The following is a 19730-nucleotide window of genomic DNA, read 5'->3' on the forward strand; positions in this document are numbered from 1 at the left end:
TCGGCTCAACCCTTCACCGCACCGGCGGTCATGCCGGACACCACGTACTTCTGGACCAACAGGTAGAAGGCGACGGCGGGCAGTGTGAACAGGAAGGCGACAGCCATCACCGTCTGGATCGGTGTTCCCAGCTCGCCGATGAAGTTCGCGATGCCGACGGAGGCGGGTTGCAGGTCGGGGTTGAAGATGAAGGTCACCGCGAACACGTACTCGTTCCAGGCGTGGAAGAAGGCGATGACCGCGGTGGCCGCGATCGACGGGGCGATGAGCGGCACGTTGATGCGGGTGAGGGTGGTGAACGGCCGGGCGCCGTCGGCGCGGGCGGCTTCCTCCAACTCCTTCGGGATGCCGTCGATGGCGCCCTTGAGGATCAAGGCGACGATCGGCAGCACGAAGGCGGAGTTGACGAGGACGAGGCCGGTCAGCGAGTCGAGCAGTTCGAAGCGGCGGAACAGCGCGAACAGCGGGACGACCATGAGCGCCTCGGGAAGCATCTGCGTGAACAGCAGCACGACGGTCAGCACGGCCTTGCCCCAGAACGAGAACCGGGACAGCGCGTAGCCGAGCGGGATGCCCAGACCGACGGAGACGACCATGGTGCCGACGGCGATGATCAGGCTGTTGAGCAGCCAACCCGCGGCCTTGCCCTCGGCCAGCGCGTCCACGAAGACCCCGAACTGGCCGAGGTCCGGCGTGAGCCGGGGCTGGTCGGCGAAGAGGTCGCTGTTGCTGGACAGCGCCGTGACGAACATCCAGTACAGCGGGAACACCGCGACACCCAGCACGACGAGCACGGCGACGATCCGTGCGGTGACACCGAAACGGAAGCGCCTCATCGGACGTCCCCCTTCTCCACGGCACGGGCGACCAGGCGGCTGCCGATGATGACGATGAGCGAGATGACGACGCCGACCATGCCGATGGCCGCCGCCGATCCGAGTTCCTTGGAGTCGAACGCCTGCGAGTAGAGGTCGATGACGAGCGTCTCGGTGGCCCCGACCGGCCCGCCCTTGGTCATCAGCCAGATCAGCTCGAACCGCCGCAGCGACCAGATCGTCATCAGCAGGGCCAGCAGACCGACTGTCGGCTTGATGACCTGCCAGGTGACGGCGCGGAAGGTGGCCCACCGTCCCGCGCCGTCGACGGTCGCGGCCTCGTTGAGGTCCTGCGGAACGGACTGCAGCGCGGAGAGCAGCACCACGGAGGTGAACGGGAACAGCTGCCAGATGGTCGTGGCGAGCACCGCCGGGAGCGCGTAGCGCGGGCTGTCCAGGATGGCGCCGCCGGGCACCCCGAGCCCCACGGCGTCGAGGAAGCGGTTCACGATGCCGTACTGCGCGTTGAGCATCCAGGTGGCGATGAGCGCGACCGCGATACCGGGGGCGGCCCAGGGCACCGTCACCAGCGCCCGCGCCACGCCACGACCCCGGAACTTCTTGTTGAGCAGCAGCGCGACGACCAGCCCGGCGCCGATCGCGACGACGACGCAGGTGATCACGTAGACGATGGTGATCAGCAGGGTGCGGTGGAACTCGGGGTCGCCGAAGATCCGGTTGTAGTTGTCGAGCCCGACCCACTCGCTGCGGGTGGGGTTGAGCAGCCTCGTCCTGGTGAAGCTGAGGTACACCTCCTGGAGCAGGGGTACCGCCTGGAAGACGAGGATGAACAGCGCGGCGGGGGCCAGGAAGAGGTACGGCGTCCACTTGCTACCCAGGGGGCTGGGCCGACGCCGGGCCCGGCCTGGGGATGTTGTCTTCGGTGCTCCGGTCTGCTCGACCACAGTCATCGGGTTCGATCCTTCTGGGGAAGGACGCTGCCGGCGCACGGATCGTCGCGCCGGCAGCGTCGCCGTGTCGAGCGGTCAGCGGACCAGTTCGGTCGCCTGCTGCTGGGCGCGGTCCAGTGCCGACTTCAGGTCGGTCTTGCCCTGCAGGGCAGCGACGACGTTCTGCACGACCACCTTGCGGATGTCCGGCGTCTTGGCCTCGAAGCCCAACACGATCTGCGGCAGGCTGGTCTCGGTGAGCCCGTCGAAGACGGTGAGGAACGGGGTCTCCTTGAGCGTCTCCGCGCTGCGCTGCGTGGTGGTGGCGACGCTGCTCGCGCCGAGGATCTCCTGCAGCTTGACCTGGTTCTGCGGCTCCAGCGCCCACTTGATGAAGGTGCCCGCCTCCTCCTGGTGCTCGCTCGCCTCGTTGATGACGACCGGGGCGAGGATCGCGCCCTGCTTGCGGACCGGGAACGGGATGGGGGCGACGCTGAAGTTCAGCTTGGCGTTCTGGCCGCGGGTGGCGGTCACGTAGCCGCCGTTGTTGAGCTCCATCCCGACCTTGCCCTCGGCGAACATTCGCCGGAACGTCGCCGCGTCGGCTCCGCGCGGGATCACGTTCGCGTCGTAGAGGTCCTTGAACGCCTGCAGGCCCTTGAGGTTCTCGGGCGAGTTGATGGTCAGGTTCTTCCCGTCGGACCAGGCGCCGCCGAAGCCGTAGACGTAGTTGAAGATGTCCTGCCAGACACCGGCCTCCTCGGCTTCGGTCTGGCGGAACGCCAGACCGAAGACGTCGCCCTTGGTCAGCGACTTCGCCGTCGAGGTGAACTGCTCGAAGGTGGTCGGCGGCGTCGGGATCAGGTCCGCGTTGTAGAACATCGCGTAGTTCGACGCTTCGAAGATGACGCCGTGCCGGACACCGTCGTGGACCATGAACTGGTCCGGCTGCTTGAGCAGGTCGTACTTGCTGGCGTCGATCACCTTGTCCAGCGGCGCGACGAGGCCGGCGTCCGAGGCCGCCTCGAACTCGGGCATGTCGAAGCGGACCAGGTCGGGGCCCTTGCCGCTGCCCATCTGGGTGAGCACGGTCTGGCCGAAGGTCGGGTACGGCACCGCGGCGGCGGAGACCTGGACCTTGGTCTGGCTCTGGTTGAACTCTTCGAGCCACTTCGTCAACAGGGGCCCACGGCCGGGGTCGCCGAAGGTCGAGGCGGCGAAGGTCAGTTTGGTGACGCCGTCACCGGAGTCGCCGTCCGAGCCGCAACCGGTCAAGAGAGCGGCAACCAAGCCCAGGGCACATGTCGCCCTGACGATGCCGAAGCGAGAGCGCTGATTACCCATCGTTACTCCACTGTTACGAGTTGGCGTCAAGGGGGTGAAATTGCAACGATCGTAGCGCCATGTGCAACGGTGTCAAGTGGCGATTGCGCATCGCGTCATCTATATTGCACAATATGCAATGACAGCGACGGCGCTATCCGTCGCGCGAGGGGAGAAACAGCCTTGGCGCAATCGATTCGTCGCGCGATCGACCTCATCCGGCGATCCGCGGAGCACCCGCTGTCCCTTACCGAGGCTGCGGACGTGCTCGGCGTCCACAAGTCCACAGCCCTGCGCATCCTGCAAACACTGGAGTCCGCGCGCTTCGTCCGTCGGACCGGCGCGGGCACCTACGTGCTCGGCAGCGGCCTGATCGAGTTGTCCGAGCTCGCGCTCGGCTCGATGGACCTCCGCCAGCCCGCGGCCGCGCACCTTCGTGCGCTGCAACGCGAGACCGGCCACACCGTACACCTGGCGCAGCTGACCGGCGACGAGATCATCTATATCGACAAGGTGGACAGCCCGGCGTTCGACGCCGTCAAGCTGCCGTCACGGGTGGGACGCGCGGTGTCGATCTACGCCAGCGCCGTCGGCAAGACGATCCTGGCGTACCTGCCCCGGCAGGAGCGCGACCGCCTGCTCTCCCACGTCGTCTTCGAGAAATTCACCGACACCACCTTCACCGACCACGACGCCCTGGAAGCCGAACTCGCCCGCATCCAGCAGTGCGGCTGGGCCATGGACAACGGCGAGCACGACGCCTACGTGATGTGCGTGGCCGCGCCGATCAGGGATTCACGGGGCCAGGTCATCGCCGCCGCCTCGATCACGGCGATCGAGGTCATCGCGAGCCTCGATCAGCTGAAGAGCAACCTTCCGCTGTTGCTGGAGACCGCCAACAAGATCTCGTACGAGCTCGGCTACGCACCGCCAGCGACGGCGAGCCCGGAAGGTGCCGGCCACGGCGCGACCTGAGGGCGCCCGGCCCGGACGATCACCGCGTCGGCGGCGCCGACCCGCCGGTGATCCGGTGGTGCTCGTCGGTCTCCATGTCGATGAAGGCCTGGATCATGCCCCGGTAGATCCGTTCGATCAGATCCGGGTCGGCGCCGGCCTCGCCCGCCAGCGCGCGGACCCGGGCCACCACCTGCGCCACGCGCTCCGGTGCGCGGACCGCCTGACCGTCGCTCTTGAGCGGGGCGGCCTGCCGGACCAGCGCCTCGCGCCGGGCGAGCAGGCCGACCAGGTCACCGTCGAGTTCGTCGATCCGAGCGCGGATCTCGGTCAGTGTCACAGCGGTCTCTGTCACGCCGGAAATCGTCGCACGACGACGACACGATCAGGCGGCCCGTTCACCGGCCGGCGCGCCAATTGCCCGCTTTCGCCCTAATTTCGACAACGTTCACGTTCGCCCCAGCACGGCAACCACGGGACCGGGTCCAGGTCTGCGAGGGTACGAAGACCGGCCCACCGTTTCCCCAGTGCCTGCGCACGACTCCCACGTACGTGGGTCCTCAATGGAGGGTCGGGGTCGCACCACGACTACCTGCTCGTCCCCAGCTGCCGGATCAGCGGCATCGAGTGTCCGTTCATCATCACCGCCAGTGCCCCGAACTACTGGCTGGAGGCGTGGAACAACGCCCAGCCGGGGCAGCCCGGGCACGTCGTCTACCCGCACATCGGGCTGGGCGTCAACTCCGCCGACCCGACGATCCGGATGCAGGACCAGTTGCACATCCACCTGGCCGGCATCCACTCGGGAATCCAGACGCAACTGAACAACCACGACAGTGCGATCAGCAACGATCCGACGCGGTGGCGCAACCAGATCGTGCCGGTCTGGGGCCTGACCAGCACCGGCCTGCCCGCCCCCCGCTCGTACCGGGTGCTGCACGTCGCGAACCTGAACGGGAACCTCTTCCGGCTCCTCCTGGACAGCGTGGTGCGGCCGACCGGGACGACCATGGCGGCGCAGATGCTGGCCGTGACGCCCCGACTGACCGGAAGCGGCGGGTTCTACGTGCTGAACAGTGAGCCCGGCCTGCCGGTTCCGGCCGGGCAACCCGGTGGCACGGGCACCGTCGACTTCCTGCTCGCGTACGGCTGAGGGGTCGACCCGGTGTCAGCGGGCGCCGGTGCTGGCGCCGGCACGCAGGCCCTGATCGATAAAGTTGATCAGCCAGGTGAAACTCTCGTCGACCGACGTGTCGATCTGGAACCCGCCGGCCGCCTCCAGGGTCGCGAACCCGTGCAGGACGCTGCGCAGCGTCCGCATGGCGTGGATCTCCTGGCCCGGGTCCAGCCCGTACCCGCTGAGCATGGCCGCCCAGGAGGCGAGCACCCGCTCGCTGGCCGGAATAAACGGGTCGTCGGGGCCGGTCGGGCGGACCGCGTTGGCCGCCGTGTACCGGCCGGGGTGTTCCCGCACGTACGTGCGCATCGCCTGCGCCCCCGCGGCGAGCGCGTCGCTACCGGACCGACCCTGGATGGCGTCACGGATGACGTCGCCGGCCTCGGTCATGGCCAGGATCGCGATCCGGTGTGCCAGGTCGGCCTGGCTGCTGACGTGCTTGTAGAGCGAGGGGGTCTTGATCCCGAGCCGTTCGGCGAGCAGGCCCATGCTGAGGTTGTCGAAGCCGACCTCGTCGACAAGCGCGGCGGCGGCTTCGGTGACCGACGCCGGGGTGAGCCGAGCCTTAGGCATTGGTCAGCGTCCGGGCGAGGAAGGGCACGGCCAGGGCGACGACCTCGTCGGGCGTCTGCGTGTGCGGGTAGTGTCCCGCGCCCTCGATGACGGCCAGCTCGCCGAGCCCCTGCGGCAGGTCGGCGATGATGCGTTCGCCCTCGGCCCGCGGGTCGGCCCAGTCGGGGTCGACGCTGCCCTGGATCACCAGGACCGGGCAGGTGACGTTGGGCAGCTGCCGACCAGCGTCGGCGGCGCTGGTCTTGGCCATGGCCTGGAGGGCCTTCATCCGGCCGGGCTCACTCATCTTGGCCTCGATGCGCGCCAGCTCGCTGTCCCAGTCGGCGGGCTTGGTCGGGATCGCCAGGTTGAGGTAGTTGCGCCAGCTCGCCACGCTGCCCCGCAGCAGCACCTGCGCCAGGTGCAGGTAGCCGGCCCGGTAGCGCTTGACCCTCACCAGCCCGGCGAGGTCGATGGACTGCGCGCGGGTGAACGGCGCCAGCTCGATGACGCCGGAGATCACGTCGGGCGCGGTCGCCGCCGCGACGGTCGCGGCACCGCCGCTGATCGACTGGCCGATGAGCACCGCCGGGCCGCCGAGGTGGCGTACCACGGCGACGAGATCGTCAGCGATGTCGGTGCGGCTGTAGCCGTCCCAGCCGAGGCTGGAGTCACCGCAGCCGCGGATGTCGACGGCGGCGACCCGGTATCCGGCGGCGGCCAGGGCCGGAGCGACGAACCGGTACGAGTGCCGGCTGTCGCCCATGCCGTGCGCCAGAACGACCAGTGGCCCCTGCCCGGTGAGGTCGTAGGCGATGGTGTTGCCGGCAATGTCCAGGTATTCGGTCATGACGCCTCCACAGCGAGCTAATGCGATTAGCTTAAGGCTAACCGCATTAGCCGCAGAGGGCAAACGGCTGGCCCGGTTACCCGCCGCCACCCATGCCGAGCTGGGGATAGAGGGCATCGGGGGCGACGACCGCCCCGGCCGGCCGGACGACGCTGACCGTCGACCCGAAGTCGCTGTAGCGCAGGGACGCGCTCGGCAGACCACTGGCCTCCGGCATCAGGAAGCTGACCAGCCGACCCTCGGTGTCCAGCATCGCCCGGAACGCGTGTCGCCGTGCGCTGTCCGGAAAGACACCACCGGGATCGAGCCGGAAGCTGATCCCGTTACCGACGCCGATCCGGGTCGCGTCGATCGTCCCGGTGATCTGACGGCCGTCGGCACGTGCGGTGACGATCGCGTCGATGAGGCGGCCCGAGCCGCCGGAGTCGTTCCTGCCCGGCGCGAAGCTCAGGGCGAAGCCCGCCGGCACTCGGGCCGGGTCGAGGACCATCCACTGGTCGCCCACGCCCCGCAGGAGCTGACCGGCCTTCAGGTAGACGTCGTCGTCGATCATCCGGATCTCGATCGTCCCGCCCGGCGCCGTGATCGTGGCGTTCACACGCTTGTTGACGTTGTCGGTGTGCGACAGCGAGGTGATCTGGCTGGCGATGTCGACGTCGCTGCGAAAGCTCGTCTGATTGACGAACGCCGTGCCCGCCCGCAGCAGACCGACCGCCTCGGCGGTGGCGGCGGCGTCGGCGCTGGCGCTGGCGGTCGACTCCGGAGCGGTTCGAGGTTCCGGGTCGCGCTCCGCCCGCGTGCCGACCGAGCAACCCAGCAGAAGCAGGCCCACAGAGATGCCGGCCAGCGTGGCTCGACGTGTCATGGCCATCACGGTAGGCGCGACCCGCAAGGTGTGGTGACCCGTATAGTGCCGCGATGGAAACGGACCCGGTACGGCAGGCTTACACGTCCGTCGCAGAGCTGTACATCGAGATGTTCGGCACCAAGGAGCAGGTACACCCCGACGACCTCGCCCTCATCGAGCGACACCTGGGGGATCGACAGGGCCCGGTGCTCGATCTGGGCTGCGGGCCCGGCCACCTCACCGGTTACCTCCGGGCACTCGGTGTCGACGCGGCGGGGATCGACCTGGTCCCCGAGTTCATCGCGCACGCGCGGGCCGCCCACCCGGACGTCCAGTTCCGGCTCGGGTCGCTGGCCCACCTCGACGTCGCCGACGGGTCCGTCGACGGCATCCTGGCCTGGTACTCGTTGATCCATCTTCCGCCGCAGGAACTCGACGGCGTACTCACCGAGTTTCGCCGGGCGCTGGTCCCGGCCGGGCGGTTGGTGCTGGGCACCTTCTCCGCCGACGAGGTCGGCGCCTTCGACCACAAGGTCGTGACCGCCTATCGGTGGCCGCTCGACGTGCTCTCCGAGCGACTCACCCAGGCCGGCTTCCGGGAGGTCGAACGCCTACCCCGAGCCGGCGACGACCAGCACCGACCGCACGCCGCCATGGCCGCGGTGGTGGTGTGAGGCCGCCGAGGGCCGGCCTCCCCTCCCGGGAGGCCGGCCCTCGCGCAACTGCGCACCCGCGTCGAACCGGCGTCCGGTTCGGCGGCAGTACCCTCAGGCGTTGAGCTTCCCGGCGATCTTGACCACCCGCGAGGCCATGTGGTCCAGGGCGGCGAACTGGGCGTCGCCCAGCGGGGCGTCGTTGTTGCCGCCGGTGACGTGCGAGACGCCGTACGGGTTGCCGTCGGCGAACTTCAGCGGGTCGGTGTAACCCGGGGGCACGATCAGACCGCCGAAGTGGTGGATGGTGTTGTAGAGCGCCAGCAGGGTCGACTCCTGGCCGCCGTGCGCGGTCATGGACGCGGTGAACCCGGCGTACACCTTGTCGGCGAGCAGCCCCTGCGCCCACTGCGGGCCGAGGGTGTCGATGAACTGCTTGAGCTGGCTGGCGACGTTGCCGTACCGGGTGGGGGTGCCGAACAGCACCGCGTCCGCCCAGACGACGTCGTCGGCGGTCGCCTTCGGCTCGTTCTTCGTGGCGTCGAAGTGCTGGCTCCAGGCGGCGTTGGAGGCGATGGCCTCGCCCGGGGCGAGTTCCGGAACCTGGCGCAGTCGCACCTCGGCGCCGGCCTTCTCGCCAGCCTCGGCGAGGCGCTTGGCCATGGCGTGCAGGGTCCCGGTGGACGAGTAGTAGATGACGGCGAGCTTGGTCATCGGAGGCATCCCTTCCCAAAGTAGTTGCTGTCGATAAATTTGCGGCCGCAACAATCTCGACTGTAGCAGTCGCCTCGCGGCACCCCAACGTCCTGCCCATGCCCGCCGCCGTGACGGAGCACACCACCCGACGGGTGCCGCGTTCCCACGTCACGACCCGTCCGGAGAGCTGGCCGGCTGCTGCCCCGGCCAGAACGGCCACTCCTCGAACGACCGGCACCGGCCGTCGTCGGCGAACCGGATGACCCACAGGTCGCGGTACTCCTGCTCGACCGGGTCGCCGTAGCGGACCTCCTGGCGCGACACGGCGGTGTCGCCCTCGACCGCGACGATCTCCGCGGTCATCTGGAACACCTCGTCGGGACCCTTGCGCTGCTTCTCCCACATCCGGGCGATGGCCGGCAGCCCGACGACCGGCGTCCAGTACGGGCCCTGCTGGTAGCTCGCGTCCTCGGTGAAGATCCCGGCCAGGCCATCCGTGCCCGGCGTACGCCAGAGTCGCTCGTAGGCGGCGAGCCAGTCCTCGACGTGCGTGCGGTCCATGGAATTCACCTTGCCACCCCGGCGGCGGCCAGCCGGGCGAACCCGCAGGCTGCCGGGGGTGCGGGCACGCTCGGGTGAGCGGGGCGCGAGCCCGGCGTCGGCGCCGCAAACCTTGACACCGGACGGCATACCCCGCCAGACTTCCCGATGCTAATTCGATTTAGCGTCCATTGAAACCCCTCGACTGCCAGTGCCCGGACCAGACCGCGACGTGCGACCACAGAGGAGTCTTCGCGCATGAGGGAAACGACCGGAAGACGCAGGCTCCGGCTAGCGATCTCGATTCTCGCGTTCACGGCACTCGGAGCGGGGGCCGTCGTCCCCGCGCCAGCTGCCGCCGCCGGCAGGCCCACCCCCGCGCCGGGCGCGACCGTCAAGGCGGACCGCACCTCACCCACCGGCTACACCGTCACGTTCGTCTACCGCAATCCGCACGCCAGCCAGGTCCGCCTCGCCGGCGACCTGACCCTGCTCGACGTCAACACCGGCACCACGCGCTACCAGCCGGAACAGTGGCAACCGGGGCGCTACCACTCCGGCGGCACCGAGTTCCTCCGCGACATGACCAGAGGCCCGAAGGGGAACTGGTCGGTCTCGGTCCCGCTGCACGCCGGAGGCCTCAGCTACTGGTACCGGGTCTGGGACCCGACCCAGGGCTGGGAGAACAAGCGCATCTGGGATCCCGCCTCGACGAACCCGCGGCCCCCGGGCGAGTCCTCGTTCCGGGTCAGGAACAACGACGTTCTCGACGCCGTGTCCGTGCCGTACGCCGAGAAGCAGAACGACCCGGTGCTCAAGGAACGCGCGGGCTACGAGTTGCCGGTGGCCGACCGCGCGAAGCGGGGCACGGTCACCTACATCCCGTACACCACGATCCTGGGCGACAGCGGTCACTACCTCGGCGTGTACCTGCCGGCCGGCTATGACGCCAACCGCGCGCAACCGTACAAGGTCGCGTACCTCGCGCACGGCATCTTCGGCGACGAGACCGACTTCATGGTCCCCGCGAACGTCCCGAACATCCTGGACAACATGATCGCCAAGGGCGAGATCGAGCCCACAGTGGTCGTCACCATGGGCAACCACTTCACGGGCACCAGCCTCGGCTTCGCCTCCTACAACCAGACCAACGCGGCCAACAACCTGGTCCAGACGATCCTGCCCCTCATCGAGGGCCGCTACCACGTCTCGACCGAACGCTCCGGGCGCGCCTACGCCGGGTTCTCGTACGGCGGGATGACGGGCGGCGTCGTGATCAGGAACTACCCGACCACCTTCGGGTTCTACGGACACTTCTCCGGCAACCCGTCGCTCACCACCGGGGACTACGACACCATCGCCAACGCGGTGGGAGACGACGACCTCTCCGTCTTCCTCGGCAACGGCGTCTTCGAGGGCAACCTCAACGCCCAGAACGCCATCGCTGACAACTTCCGGGCCCGGGGGTACGCCGCCGCGACGGCCCAGGTTCCCGGCGCGCACGACGGGATGACGGCGGGCCAACTGTTCACGATCTTCGCCCGGGACCATCTGTGGTCCGGGGTGGACTCGGTGTCGGTGACGCCCGCGTCGGTGAACCTGACGACAGGGTGGAACTGGACCAGGCAGTTCCGCGCCCGGGTGACGACCAACGAGGGCGTGAGCCCGGCGGTGACGTGGTCGGTGCGGGGGGCGACCTCCCCGGACACCACCATCTCCACGGCGGGCCTGCTCTCGGTCGCCGCCGGGGAAACCGCGTCGTCGCTCACGGTGGTGGCGACGTCGGTGATCGATCCGACCAAGTCCGCTTCGGCCCAGGTCACAGTGGTGCCGGCGGGCACGGCACGGGTCACGGTGAAGGCGAAGGCCGCGCCTGCCTCGGTCGTTCGCGGTGACACGTTCACACTGCGCGTCGACGTACGGGCACAGTCGCCGCACCCGAAGGCTCCGACGGTGACCGGCGAGGTCGCGGTCACCTTCGGCGGCGCGACCCACGTGGTGGCGCTGCGCGGTGGTGCGGCCGTCGTCGACCTGCCGACCGACGGACTGTCCGCGGGGGTGTACCCGGTGCACGTCGCCTACTCCGGTGACCCGGTGCACGCCCCCACCGCGGCCGTCCACCAGCGGCTGCGGGTTCGCTAGACAAGCAGGCCGGGTGGGCCGGCGACCTTCCGTCGTCGGCCCACCCACCGTCAGCCGACCGTCCGGACCGTCAGCTCACCCCCCGAACCGCCTCGATGACCGACTCGGCGACCTCACTCGGGTCGGCCACCGCCATCGCGTGCGACCCGCCGACGACCTCGCGCTGCCCCCGAGGGTTGGCCCGCTCGGCCATGAAGCGGTGCGCCTCGACCGGGATGTTCTTGTCCAGGTCCCCGAACACGAACCAGCTGGGCAGCGACCGCCAGGCAGGGTCGCCGGTGAGCTGGTCCCCCAGGGCCTGCTCGGTGATCGGCCGCTGGGTCCGGGCCATCAGCGCGGCCATGTCGCCCGACGCGTCCGCGCAGAACTGCGCGTGGTACCGGTCCTGGGCGATCGCCACCTCGTTGCCACCCGTCGACACCGGGTACTGCACCAGCGTGTCGGCCAGGGTGCTGCCGGGGAACTTGCCCGACAGCGACAGTGCCGACTCCCCGGTGTCCGGGGCGAAGGCGTTGACGTACACGAGGGCCCGCACCGAGGTGTCGCCGGCCGCGGCCTGCGTGATCACCATGCCGCCGTACGAGTGGCCGACGAGGATGACCGGTCCACCGATCCCGCGTACGACATCCCGCACGTACGCGGCGTCGCCCGCGACGCTGCGCAGCGGATTCGCGACGGCCACCGAGTCGTACGCGGCGCCCATGCGCTCGAGCACTCCGTTCCAACTCGCCGACTCGGCGAACGCCCCGTGCACGAGCACGATGGTGGGCTGTGGATCAGGCATGACTGGTGCCCCCTCACTCCGTGAAGCTGTTCACCGCCGGTCGCACTGGTACGCCTGGATACCCGTCACGCGAATGTGAAACGTCCGGTCCCGGTCGCCTGCACCGGTCCTGCCGAACGCGTCGGTCGGCGGGCCAGCGCCGTAAGCTGCATCAACCCCGATGGGCAGGAGGCTGCGGTGGCGGCGACGACGAACACTGCGACGGTGGCCGAGGTGATGGCCGAGCTGGCCGAGTTGGCGGACCCGAGGGCCCGCGAGGTGAACGCCAGACACGGTGACGATCATGGTGTAAACCTCGGCGCGCTTCGGGCGCTCGCGAAGCGGCTGAAGACGCAGCACGATCTCGCGCGCCAACTCTGGGCGACGGGTGAGTCCGCGGCGAGACTGCTGGCGATCCTGATCTGTCGTCCCCGGGCGTTCACGCGTGACGAGTTGGACGTCATGGTGCGCGAGGCGCGCACCCCGAAGGTGCACGACTGGCTGGTCAACTACGTGGTGAAGAAGAACCGGCACGCCGACGAGCTGCGGCTGGCCTGGTTCGCCGACGCGGATCCCGTGGTCGCGAGCGCCGGCTGGGCGCTGACCACCGAACGCGTGACGAAGAGTCCCGAGAGTCTCGACCTCCCGGGACTGCTCGATGTGATCGAGACCGAGATGGCGGACGCGCCGGATCGCCTCCAGTGGGCGATGAACCACTGCCTGGCGCAGATCGGGATCGAGCACGCCGAGCACCGCGCTCGGGCGATCGACATCGGCGAACGCCTGGGGGTGCTCAGGGACTATCCGACCTCCCCCGGCTGCACGTCTCCGTTCGCGCCGATCTGGATCACCGAGATGGTCCGCCGCGCGGGATAGACAGCACCTTCCCGGTCGAGCCCTCTGGAACGGGGTCGACGCCGTCCGCCACCCGTCCCTATAGTGAGTTCCATTATGGGACTTACTACGTTCTGGCGGTGGTGGGTCGCCGGCACGACCAGCCACCTCGGCTCGGCGGTCGGCGCGCTGGCCCTACCGCTGACCGCGCTGAACGTGCTCCACGCGTCGGCCTTCGAGATGGGTCTGATCACCGCGGCGGGCTATCTGGCGTACCTGCTGATCAGCCTGCCGGCCGGGGTGATCGTGCAGCGCGTGCCGCTGCGCGGCATGCAGGTCGGCCTGGACCTGGTCCGGGCCCTCGCCATCGCGTCGGTCCCGCTGGCCTGGTGGCTCGGCATGCTGACCGTGGCCCAGCTGATCGCTGTCGCCCTGGTGGTGAGCTTCGCCAACGTGCTGTTCGACGTGGCGAACCAGACGTTCCTGCCGGAGATCGTGCCGGCCGCGCAGTTGCAGGCCCGCAACAGCCTCACCTCCGGCACCCATGCCGCCACCACGCTGGGCGGTCCGTCCCTGGGCGGCTTCGCGGTGGCGGTGCTGGGCGCGGTGCCGACGCTCTTCGTGGACGCCGTCAGCTATCTGGTCTCCGCGGTGTTGCTGCGCACCCTGCCGGCTCGCCGGGTGCAGCGATCGGCCGAGCGACCACCGATGGTCACGATGATCCGCGAGGGCTGGCACTTCGTGCTGCGACACCCGATCATCGGACCGGCCATGTGGGACGCCACCGCGACGAACTTCGTCAGCGGCGCGATGCTGGCCCTCTTCCCGTTCTACCTGGTGCGCGAGCTGCACGCATCGCCGGTCCTGGTCGGGCTGCTGATCGCCACCGACGGTCTCGGCACACTCATCGGCGCCGCGCTGACGACCCGCTTCACCAACCGGTTCGGCACCGCCCGCGGCCTGATCATCGCGGCCTTCGTCGGCGTGGCCGGCGCGCTCATCATCCCGCTGGGTACCGGCACCGTCGCATTCCTGGCCTTCGCGGCCGGCAATCTCATCCTCGCCAGCTCCACAGTGGTGCTCAGCGTGACCACCCGCACGTACCGGATGCTCGCCAGCCCACCGGAGCTGTTGTCCCGGGTGATCGCCACTGTCAAGTTCGTCTCCTGGGGCGCCATCCCGGTCGGTGGCCTGCTCGCCGGCCTCCTGGCCGGGCCGCTCGGTGCCCGCACGACATTGCTGATCTTCGGGGCGCTCACCGTGCTGTCCCCGATCATCTACCTGTCGACGCCGATCCGCGGCCTGCGCGACCTGCCACTCGACAGCGCGCCGGCCCCCACCGAGGCCCGGGTGTGAAGCCCACCCCCGCTCCGTCCACAGTGCTCGGCCAGGACATCGACAGAAGGTGTAGCCAACGGTTCACCGGGGCAAGAACCCGCACATGAGGCAAGCGACACTGCGGCACGGGTACCTGCCCGACCAGCGGCACCGCACTGGCGAGCCCGGCCGGGCAGGGCCGGCGACGTCGCTGCCGACGGCCGCCGGCTGATGCGGTTGAGGCACAGCCTTCCCCCGGTGGCGCTCGGGGCGGCGGCGCTCGGGGCGGCCCTGGGCGCCAGCCCCGCCCACGCCGACAGCCCGTCACCGTCGCGTCTCCCGCCGCTGGAGGTCGCCACCTCGCCGCAGGCCCTCTCGGTTTCGGTGGACGACGTCGTCGAGGTGCAGCTGGATGTCCCACTGCCCGTGCCGACGACTGTCGTCCCGCTGCCCCTGCCGTCCACGGACCCGCTGCCCCTGCCGTCGATAGAACCGCCGCCCCTGCCGGTACCGACGCTGTCGGCCAGGCCGGTACCGACAGTGTCGGCCAGGCCGGCCACCACCGCGCCACGTCGTCCGGCCCGTGCCCCCTCGTCGCCGCGCACCACGCCGACGCCAGCCGCCCCGGTCCCGCCTGCCGTACGCCTTGACCAGTCGGTGCCGTCGACGGTGTCCCCGGGCGGTGCCCACGGCAGGTCCGATGGCCGGGCGTCGGATCGGGCGCGGGCGACGACGGCCACCGTCACCGTCACCGGTGAGCGGCCCGTCCCGCCGGCCCGTCCCGCACCGGGGCCGCCGGTGTTCGTCGTGGCGCTCGCCACCGGGCCGGCCACCACCAGCACCGGCGGTGCCGAGCCACCTCCGTCGACAGCCGAAGCTCCGCCATCCATCCCGCTGCTGCGGGCCGGGTTCACCGTCAGCGCCGTCGACCTGCGCGCTACCGGTCTACCGGTGGAGCGGGGTCCTCCCCCACCCCGGTAGCTCCTGATCGCCCACTCACGTCCACGACGTTGATCAGGAGAGACTCATGGAAATCGCCGTCATCTGGATCCCCGCCGACATCGAGCCGTCGGAGCCCGCCGTCGCGAAGTGTCTCCGCCACCTTCGCCGACACTCGTACCGATTCGCGGGAACCGTGCGGGCACCGTGGGAGACCGTCGAACAGAGCATGATCGACGGGGAGGTGGATGTCGTCGTCATCGCCGATTTCGCCCACCTCCCGCCGGACCGGTCCCCCCGGATCGAGCTGGCCAGCGCCACCGGAGACGATGCGGACGGGGACCAGCCGGCTCCCGACACCCAGCAGCACTGACACCACGAAGCGCCCCGTCCGCAACGAACGGGGCGCTTCGTCGATCTGGTAGCGGGTCAGCCGCGGGACAGCTCGCCCCGCCGAAGGCCGGCCTCCCGACGGGTCAGGCGGCGACGGCCGCCCGGACGTCGTCGTCGGCGTCGCGCAGCCGGGCCGCGGCCTCCTCGGCGGTGCAGTTCGCCAGCAGCAGCACGATGGCCGTCTTGGCGTGCCCGCGCGCCGCCGCGAGCGCCCGCGCGGCGGTGTCCAGGTCGGTGTCGGCGGCCTCGGCGACGATCCGACGGGCCCGGTCGACGAGCTTCTCGTTGGTGGCGTTCATGTCCACCATCAGATTGCCGTAGACCTTGCCCAGCCGGGCCATCGCGGCGGTCGACAGCATGTTGCAGACCAGCTTCTCGGCGGTGCCGGCCTTGAGCCGGGTGGAGCCGGTGAGCACCTCGGGCCCGGTGGGCACCTCGATGGCGACGTCGGCGTGCCGGCTGGTCACCGCGTCGGTGTTGCAGGCCACCGAGACGGTCGCCGCGCCGCGCGCGCGGGCGTGGTCCAACCCGCCGACCACGTACGGGGTACGGCCGCTGGCGGCGAGCCCGACCACCGTGTCGCGGGCGGTCAGGCCGACCGCGTCGAGGTCGGCGACGGCGCGGGTCGGGTCGTCCTCGGCGCCCTCGACGGCGACACCGAAGGCGCGTGCCCCGCCGGCGAGCAGCCCGACGACCCGATCGGGCGTGGTGCCGAAGGTGGGTGGGATCTCGACGGCGTCGAGCATGCCGATCCGGCCGCTGGTGCCCGCGCCGAGGTAGATCAGCCGTCCGCCCTGGCGTAGCGACGCCACGATGACGTCGACGGCGGCGGCGATGTCCGGCACGGCCCGGCGGACGGCCTCGGCGACCGTCTGGTCCTCGTCGTTCATCGCGAGAAGCAACTCGGTGGGAGACATCCGGTCGAGGTCGCTGGTCTTGTCGTTGCGGGTCTCGGTGCCGAGGGTGCTGAGGTCCACGGGGTGCTCGTTCCTCTCGCTGGTGTGCAGTCGCCGGCCGGCGGGGCGCGGATCTCCGGTCGCCCGGCGGCCCGGGACGGCTCGTCGTCGAGCGCGTCCTCGCGACCCGCCGCCACGGCCAGGCCGCGGCGCAGCTGCGAACAGTCCCCGTATCAGCAGGCTGAAACCACAGCGTAACCAGCCCGGCCGGGCGGTGGCAAAAAGTTTCGCGTTACCCTGGTCCAACGTCACTTCTTGACAATCGCTGGTTGGGAGCGAGCCGTGCGTCAACTCGACCTCGTCGTGATCGTGCTGTACCTCGTGGTGATCGCCTTCGTCGGACTACGCCTGTCCGGCAAACAGAAGTCCGCCAAGGACTACTTCGTCGGCGAGGGCCGACTGCCCTGGTGGACCGTCTCGTTCTCCGTGGTCGCCACCGAGACCAGCGTCCTGACCGTGATCAGTGTTCCCGGCGGCGCCTACAGCGGTCAGGGCTTCGGCAACGTCGAGCTGGCCCTGGGTTACGTCATCGGTCGGGTCGTCGTGGCCGCGGTGCTCATCCCGCTGTACAAGCGGGGTGGGTTCGTCAGCGCCTACCAGTACCTCGGTGAGCGGTTTGGCCTGAAACTCCAGGGTCTGGCGTCGGTGACGTTCGTCTTCACCCGCCTGCTCGCCGAGGGCGTACGGCTGTTCGCCTCGGCCATCCCCATCAAGCTGCTCCTCGACGAGTTCGGGCTGAACGTCAGCTACCAGGCCATCATCATCGTGCTCACGCTCATCACGGTGGTCTACACCTACCTCGGTGGCATCAAAGCGGTCATCTGGACCGACGCCATCCAGATGGGGCTGTACCTGGGTGGGGCGATCCTGGCCATCGCGGTGCTCAGCCACGCCGTCGGCTTCGACGGCTACTCGCAGGCATTCGACGCCGGCAAGTTCCAGCTCTTCGACACCAACTTCGACCTCGCGCACGTGCTCACCAGCCCGTTCGCCCTGCCGACCGCGATCATCGGTGGCGCGATCTTCGCGATGGCCAGCCACGGGTCGGACCAGCTGATCGTCCAGCGCATCCTGTCCACCCGGACGCTGCGCGAGGGGCAGCAGGCGATGATCTCCTCGGGCATCTTCGTGGTGATCCAGTTCGCGGCGTTCTCCCTGGTCGGGGCGCTGCTGTGGTCGTACAACAAGGGTCAGAGCTTCAAGGAGCTCGGCCTGGCCAGTAGCGACAACCTCTACCCGAGCTTCATCCTGCACGCTCTGCCGGTGGGCATCTCGGGTCTGCTGGTGGCCGGCATCCTCGGCGCCGCGATGGGTTCGCTGTCGTCGGCGCTGAACTCGATGTCGAACTCCACCGTCGCCGACTTCATCCACAGCTTCTTCCGCACGGTCCCGTCGGACGACGTGATGCTCCGGCTCGCCCGGGTGATGACCCTGGTCTGGGCGGTGCTGATGGCGGTCTTCGCCTGCGCGTTCAGCTCCAGCACCGGAAACGTCTACCTGACCGGTCTGACCATCGCCGGCTACACCTACGGCGCACTGCTCGGGGCCTTCCTGCTCGGCCGCCTGGTCAAGCGGGCCAACCAGGTCGACGCGGTGATCGCCTTCCTGGTCACCGTGGCGGTGATGACCTACATCGTCCGCTACGTCAAGATCGATGTGACGACGGCCGGGACCACCACCGCCACCGCCATCGCCGCGCAGTGGCTGGTCCCGATCGGCGTCCTGATCACCCTGGTCGTCGGCGCGGTGTCGAGCCGGTTCCACCCGGCCCCGGAGACGCCGTACGACCATGGACGCACCGACGAGGTCGACGAGACGGCAGCGCCCGCCGGCCGGGCATGAAGGAGGACGTGATGCGCGTGATCGGCCTGATGTCCGGAACCTCCTACGACGGCATCGAAGCCGCCGCCGCCGACCTCGACCTCAGCGGTGACACGCTGCGGATGCGAACGCTGGGTCGGCTCAGTCACCCGTACCCCGAGCAGCTGCGCACCCGGATCGCCGCCGCCCTGCCGCCCGCCCCGACCACCACCGAGGCGATCTGCGTGTTGGACACCGGCATCGGCCAGGCGTTCGCCGAGGCTGGCGTGCGGGCCCTCGCGGAACTCTGCGATGGCCACGCCGACCTGCTCGTCTCGCACGGGCAGACCATGCACCACTGGGTCGAGGACGGCACGGTGCGTGGCACCCTCCAGCTGGGTCAGCCGGCCTGGATCGCGGAGGCCACCGGTCTTGCGGTGGTGGCCGACCTGCGCAGCCGCGACGTCGCCGCCGGCGGCCAGGGTGCCCCCCTGGTCGCCCTCTTCGACGCGCTGCTGCTGGGCGGCCTGCCCGGCGTCCCGGCCGCCCTGAACCTGGGCGGCATCGCCAACATCACCGTCGTCGCGCCGGACGCCGACCCGCTCGCCTTCGACACCGGCCCGGCCAACGCGCTCCTCGACGCCGCCGCCCGCCACTTCAGCGGAGGCACCGAGCACTACGACCGGGACGGACGCGGGGCGGCCGCCGGGCAGGTGAACCTGGCCCTGCTGCGGCGACTGCTCGACGAGCCGTACTACCGGCTGCCCAGCCCGAAGAGCACCGGCAAGGAGCTGTTCCACACGCCCTACCTGCTGGCCGCCCTCGCCGACGCGCCCACCCCGGACCCGCAGGACGTGCTGGCCACGCTCACCCGACTGACGGCGGCCACGGTGGCCGACGCCTGCCGCGATCACGGCGTCACCCGGCTCGTCGTCTCCGGCGGCGGGGCGCGCAATCCGACGCTGATGCGCATGATCGCCGACGAGCTGCCGGACGTCGACCTGTCGTCGAGCGACGACCTGGGCATCGCCTCGGACGCCAAGGAGGCGTTGGCCTTCGCGCTGCTGGGCTACCTGACCGTGCACGGGCTGCCGGGCACCCTGCGCTCGGGCACCGGCGCGCGGCACCCGTCCGTACTCGGCAGCATCACGCCCGGCCGGCAGCCGCTACGGCTGCCCGCGCCGGTCAGCACCGCTCCCAACCGGCTACAGATCGTCGCCGACTGACCG

The 19730-nt window shown here is 69.9% G+C and carries 21 protein-coding genes; 10 read left to right on the plus strand and 11 right to left on the minus strand.

Features of this window, described 5'->3' with window-relative positions; translation table 11 throughout:
• Positions 1-5 precede the first annotated feature (5 nt).
• The 3 genes from IF22_RS0110140 to IF22_RS0110150 form a co-directional block, all read right to left on the minus strand.
• The gene (locus IF22_RS0110140; protein WP_030330610.1) at positions 6-836 is read right to left on the minus strand and encodes a carbohydrate ABC transporter permease; all 831 of its coding nucleotides are present in this window, start codon (positions 834-836) and stop codon (positions 6-8) included.
• Positions 833-1786, minus strand: a complete 954-nt coding sequence (locus IF22_RS0110145) for a carbohydrate ABC transporter permease (protein ID WP_030330611.1) — start codon at positions 1784-1786, stop codon at positions 833-835. The genes IF22_RS0110140 and IF22_RS0110145 overlap by 4 nt, the downstream gene beginning before the upstream one ends.
• A gap of 75 nt (positions 1787-1861) precedes the next feature.
• Positions 1862-3055, minus strand: coding sequence for an ABC transporter substrate-binding protein (locus IF22_RS0110150; RefSeq protein WP_167337288.1), 1194 nt, complete (start codon positions 3053-3055; stop codon positions 1862-1864).
• Positions 3056-3178: 123 nt separating this feature from the next.
• Between IF22_RS0110150 and IF22_RS35350 the strand changes: the two genes are divergently transcribed.
• Complete coding sequence (locus IF22_RS35350; protein WP_167337289.1) at positions 3179-4063, plus strand: IclR family transcriptional regulator; 885 nt, start codon at positions 3179-3181, stop codon at positions 4061-4063.
• A gap of 19 nt (positions 4064-4082) precedes the next feature.
• On the opposite strand, the gene IF22_RS0110160 is transcribed toward IF22_RS35350, so the two are convergent.
• Positions 4083-4397 (minus strand): chorismate mutase, encoded by a 315-nt coding sequence (locus tag IF22_RS0110160; RefSeq protein WP_030330617.1) that lies wholly within the window; start codon positions 4395-4397, stop codon positions 4083-4085.
• A 237-nt stretch (positions 4398-4634) separates the two neighbouring features.
• On the opposite strand from IF22_RS0110160, the gene IF22_RS32960 reads away from it, so the two are divergent.
• Positions 4635-5195, plus strand: a complete 561-nt coding sequence (locus tag IF22_RS32960; protein ID WP_425339845.1) for a CDP-diacylglycerol diphosphatase — start codon at positions 4635-4637, stop codon at positions 5193-5195.
• Between the two features lie 15 nt (positions 5196-5210).
• Here IF22_RS32960 and IF22_RS0110170 read toward each other — a convergent pair whose 3' ends face one another.
• From IF22_RS0110170 to IF22_RS0110180, 3 genes are all read right to left on the minus strand, one after another.
• The gene (locus IF22_RS0110170; RefSeq protein ID WP_030330618.1) at positions 5211-5792 is read right to left on the minus strand and encodes a TetR/AcrR family transcriptional regulator; all 582 of its coding nucleotides are present in this window, start codon (positions 5790-5792) and stop codon (positions 5211-5213) included.
• Positions 5785-6621 carry an alpha/beta fold hydrolase gene (locus IF22_RS0110175; protein ID WP_030330620.1) on the minus strand — a complete coding sequence of 279 codons (837 nt, stop codon included), beginning with the start codon at positions 6619-6621 and terminating at the stop codon, positions 5785-5787. Before IF22_RS0110175 ends, IF22_RS0110170 begins: the two co-directional genes overlap by 8 nt.
• A 76-nt stretch (positions 6622-6697) precedes the next feature.
• Positions 6698-7486: a hypothetical protein gene (locus IF22_RS0110180; RefSeq protein ID WP_030330622.1), complete on the minus strand. Its 789-nt coding sequence runs from the start codon at positions 7484-7486 to the stop codon at positions 6698-6700.
• Positions 7487-7539: 53 nt separating this feature from the next.
• Here IF22_RS0110180 and IF22_RS0110185 point away from each other — a divergent pair, with 53 nt between their 5' ends.
• Entirely contained in the window at positions 7540-8142 is a 603-nt protein-coding gene (locus tag IF22_RS0110185; protein WP_030330623.1) for a class I SAM-dependent DNA methyltransferase, read from the plus strand.
• Positions 8143-8235: 93 nt separating this feature from the next.
• On the opposite strand, the gene wrbA is transcribed toward IF22_RS0110185, so the two are convergent.
• A complete protein-coding gene (gene wrbA, locus IF22_RS0110190; protein ID WP_030330625.1) occupies positions 8236-8844 on the minus strand; it encodes an NAD(P)H:quinone oxidoreductase in 609 nt (202 codons plus the stop codon).
• Positions 8845-8985: 141 nt separating this feature from the next.
• Positions 8986-9378 (minus strand): YybH family protein, encoded by a 393-nt coding sequence (locus tag IF22_RS0110195; RefSeq protein WP_030330627.1) that lies wholly within the window; start codon positions 9376-9378, stop codon positions 8986-8988.
• Positions 9379-9615: 237 nt separating this feature from the next.
• On the opposite strand from IF22_RS0110195, the gene IF22_RS34940 reads away from it, so the two are divergent.
• Complete coding sequence (locus IF22_RS34940) at positions 9616-11499, plus strand: alpha/beta hydrolase-fold protein (RefSeq protein ID WP_030330628.1); 1884 nt, start codon at positions 9616-9618, stop codon at positions 11497-11499.
• 70 nt (positions 11500-11569) lie between these two features.
• Here the strand turns inward: IF22_RS34940 and IF22_RS0110205 are convergent, their stop codons facing one another.
• The gene (locus tag IF22_RS0110205; RefSeq protein ID WP_030330630.1) at positions 11570-12283 is read right to left on the minus strand and encodes an alpha/beta fold hydrolase; all 714 of its coding nucleotides are present in this window, start codon (positions 12281-12283) and stop codon (positions 11570-11572) included.
• Between the two features lie 216 nt (positions 12284-12499).
• Between IF22_RS0110205 and IF22_RS0110210 the strand changes: the two genes are divergently transcribed.
• From IF22_RS0110210 to IF22_RS0110225, 4 genes are all read left to right on the plus strand, one after another.
• Entirely contained in the window at positions 12500-13138 is a 639-nt protein-coding gene (locus IF22_RS0110210) for a DNA alkylation repair protein (RefSeq protein WP_051708369.1), read from the plus strand.
• A gap of 75 nt (positions 13139-13213) precedes the next feature.
• The gene (locus IF22_RS0110215) at positions 13214-14452 is read left to right on the plus strand and encodes an MFS transporter (RefSeq protein WP_036411144.1); all 1239 of its coding nucleotides are present in this window, start codon (positions 13214-13216) and stop codon (positions 14450-14452) included.
• Positions 14453-14671: 219 nt separating this feature from the next.
• The gene (locus tag IF22_RS0110220; RefSeq protein ID WP_030330636.1) at positions 14672-15394 is read left to right on the plus strand and encodes a hypothetical protein; all 723 of its coding nucleotides are present in this window, start codon (positions 14672-14674) and stop codon (positions 15392-15394) included.
• Between the two features lie 46 nt (positions 15395-15440).
• The gene (locus tag IF22_RS0110225; protein ID WP_030330638.1) at positions 15441-15725 is read left to right on the plus strand and encodes a hypothetical protein; all 285 of its coding nucleotides are present in this window, start codon (positions 15441-15443) and stop codon (positions 15723-15725) included.
• Between the two features lie 103 nt (positions 15726-15828).
• Here IF22_RS0110225 and murQ read toward each other — a convergent pair whose 3' ends face one another.
• Positions 15829-16722 (minus strand): N-acetylmuramic acid 6-phosphate etherase, encoded by an 894-nt coding sequence (murQ, locus tag IF22_RS0110230; RefSeq protein ID WP_030330640.1) that lies wholly within the window; start codon positions 16720-16722, stop codon positions 15829-15831.
• A 261-nt stretch (positions 16723-16983) separates the two neighbouring features.
• Between murQ and IF22_RS0110235 the strand changes: the two genes are divergently transcribed.
• Together IF22_RS0110235 and IF22_RS0110240 are read left to right on the plus strand one after the other, a co-directional pair.
• Positions 16984-18543, plus strand: a complete 1560-nt coding sequence (locus IF22_RS0110235; protein ID WP_030330642.1) for a sodium:solute symporter — start codon at positions 16984-16986, stop codon at positions 18541-18543.
• A gap of 11 nt (positions 18544-18554) precedes the next feature.
• Positions 18555-19727: an anhydro-N-acetylmuramic acid kinase gene (locus IF22_RS0110240; RefSeq protein ID WP_030330644.1), complete on the plus strand. Its 1173-nt coding sequence runs from the start codon at positions 18555-18557 to the stop codon at positions 19725-19727.
• Positions 19728-19730 lie beyond the last annotated feature (3 nt).

The sequence above is a fragment of the Micromonospora parva genome (assembly GCF_000718515.1).
In the GTDB taxonomy this organism is placed as follows: Bacteria; Actinomycetota; Actinomycetes; order Mycobacteriales; family Micromonosporaceae; genus Micromonospora; species Micromonospora parva.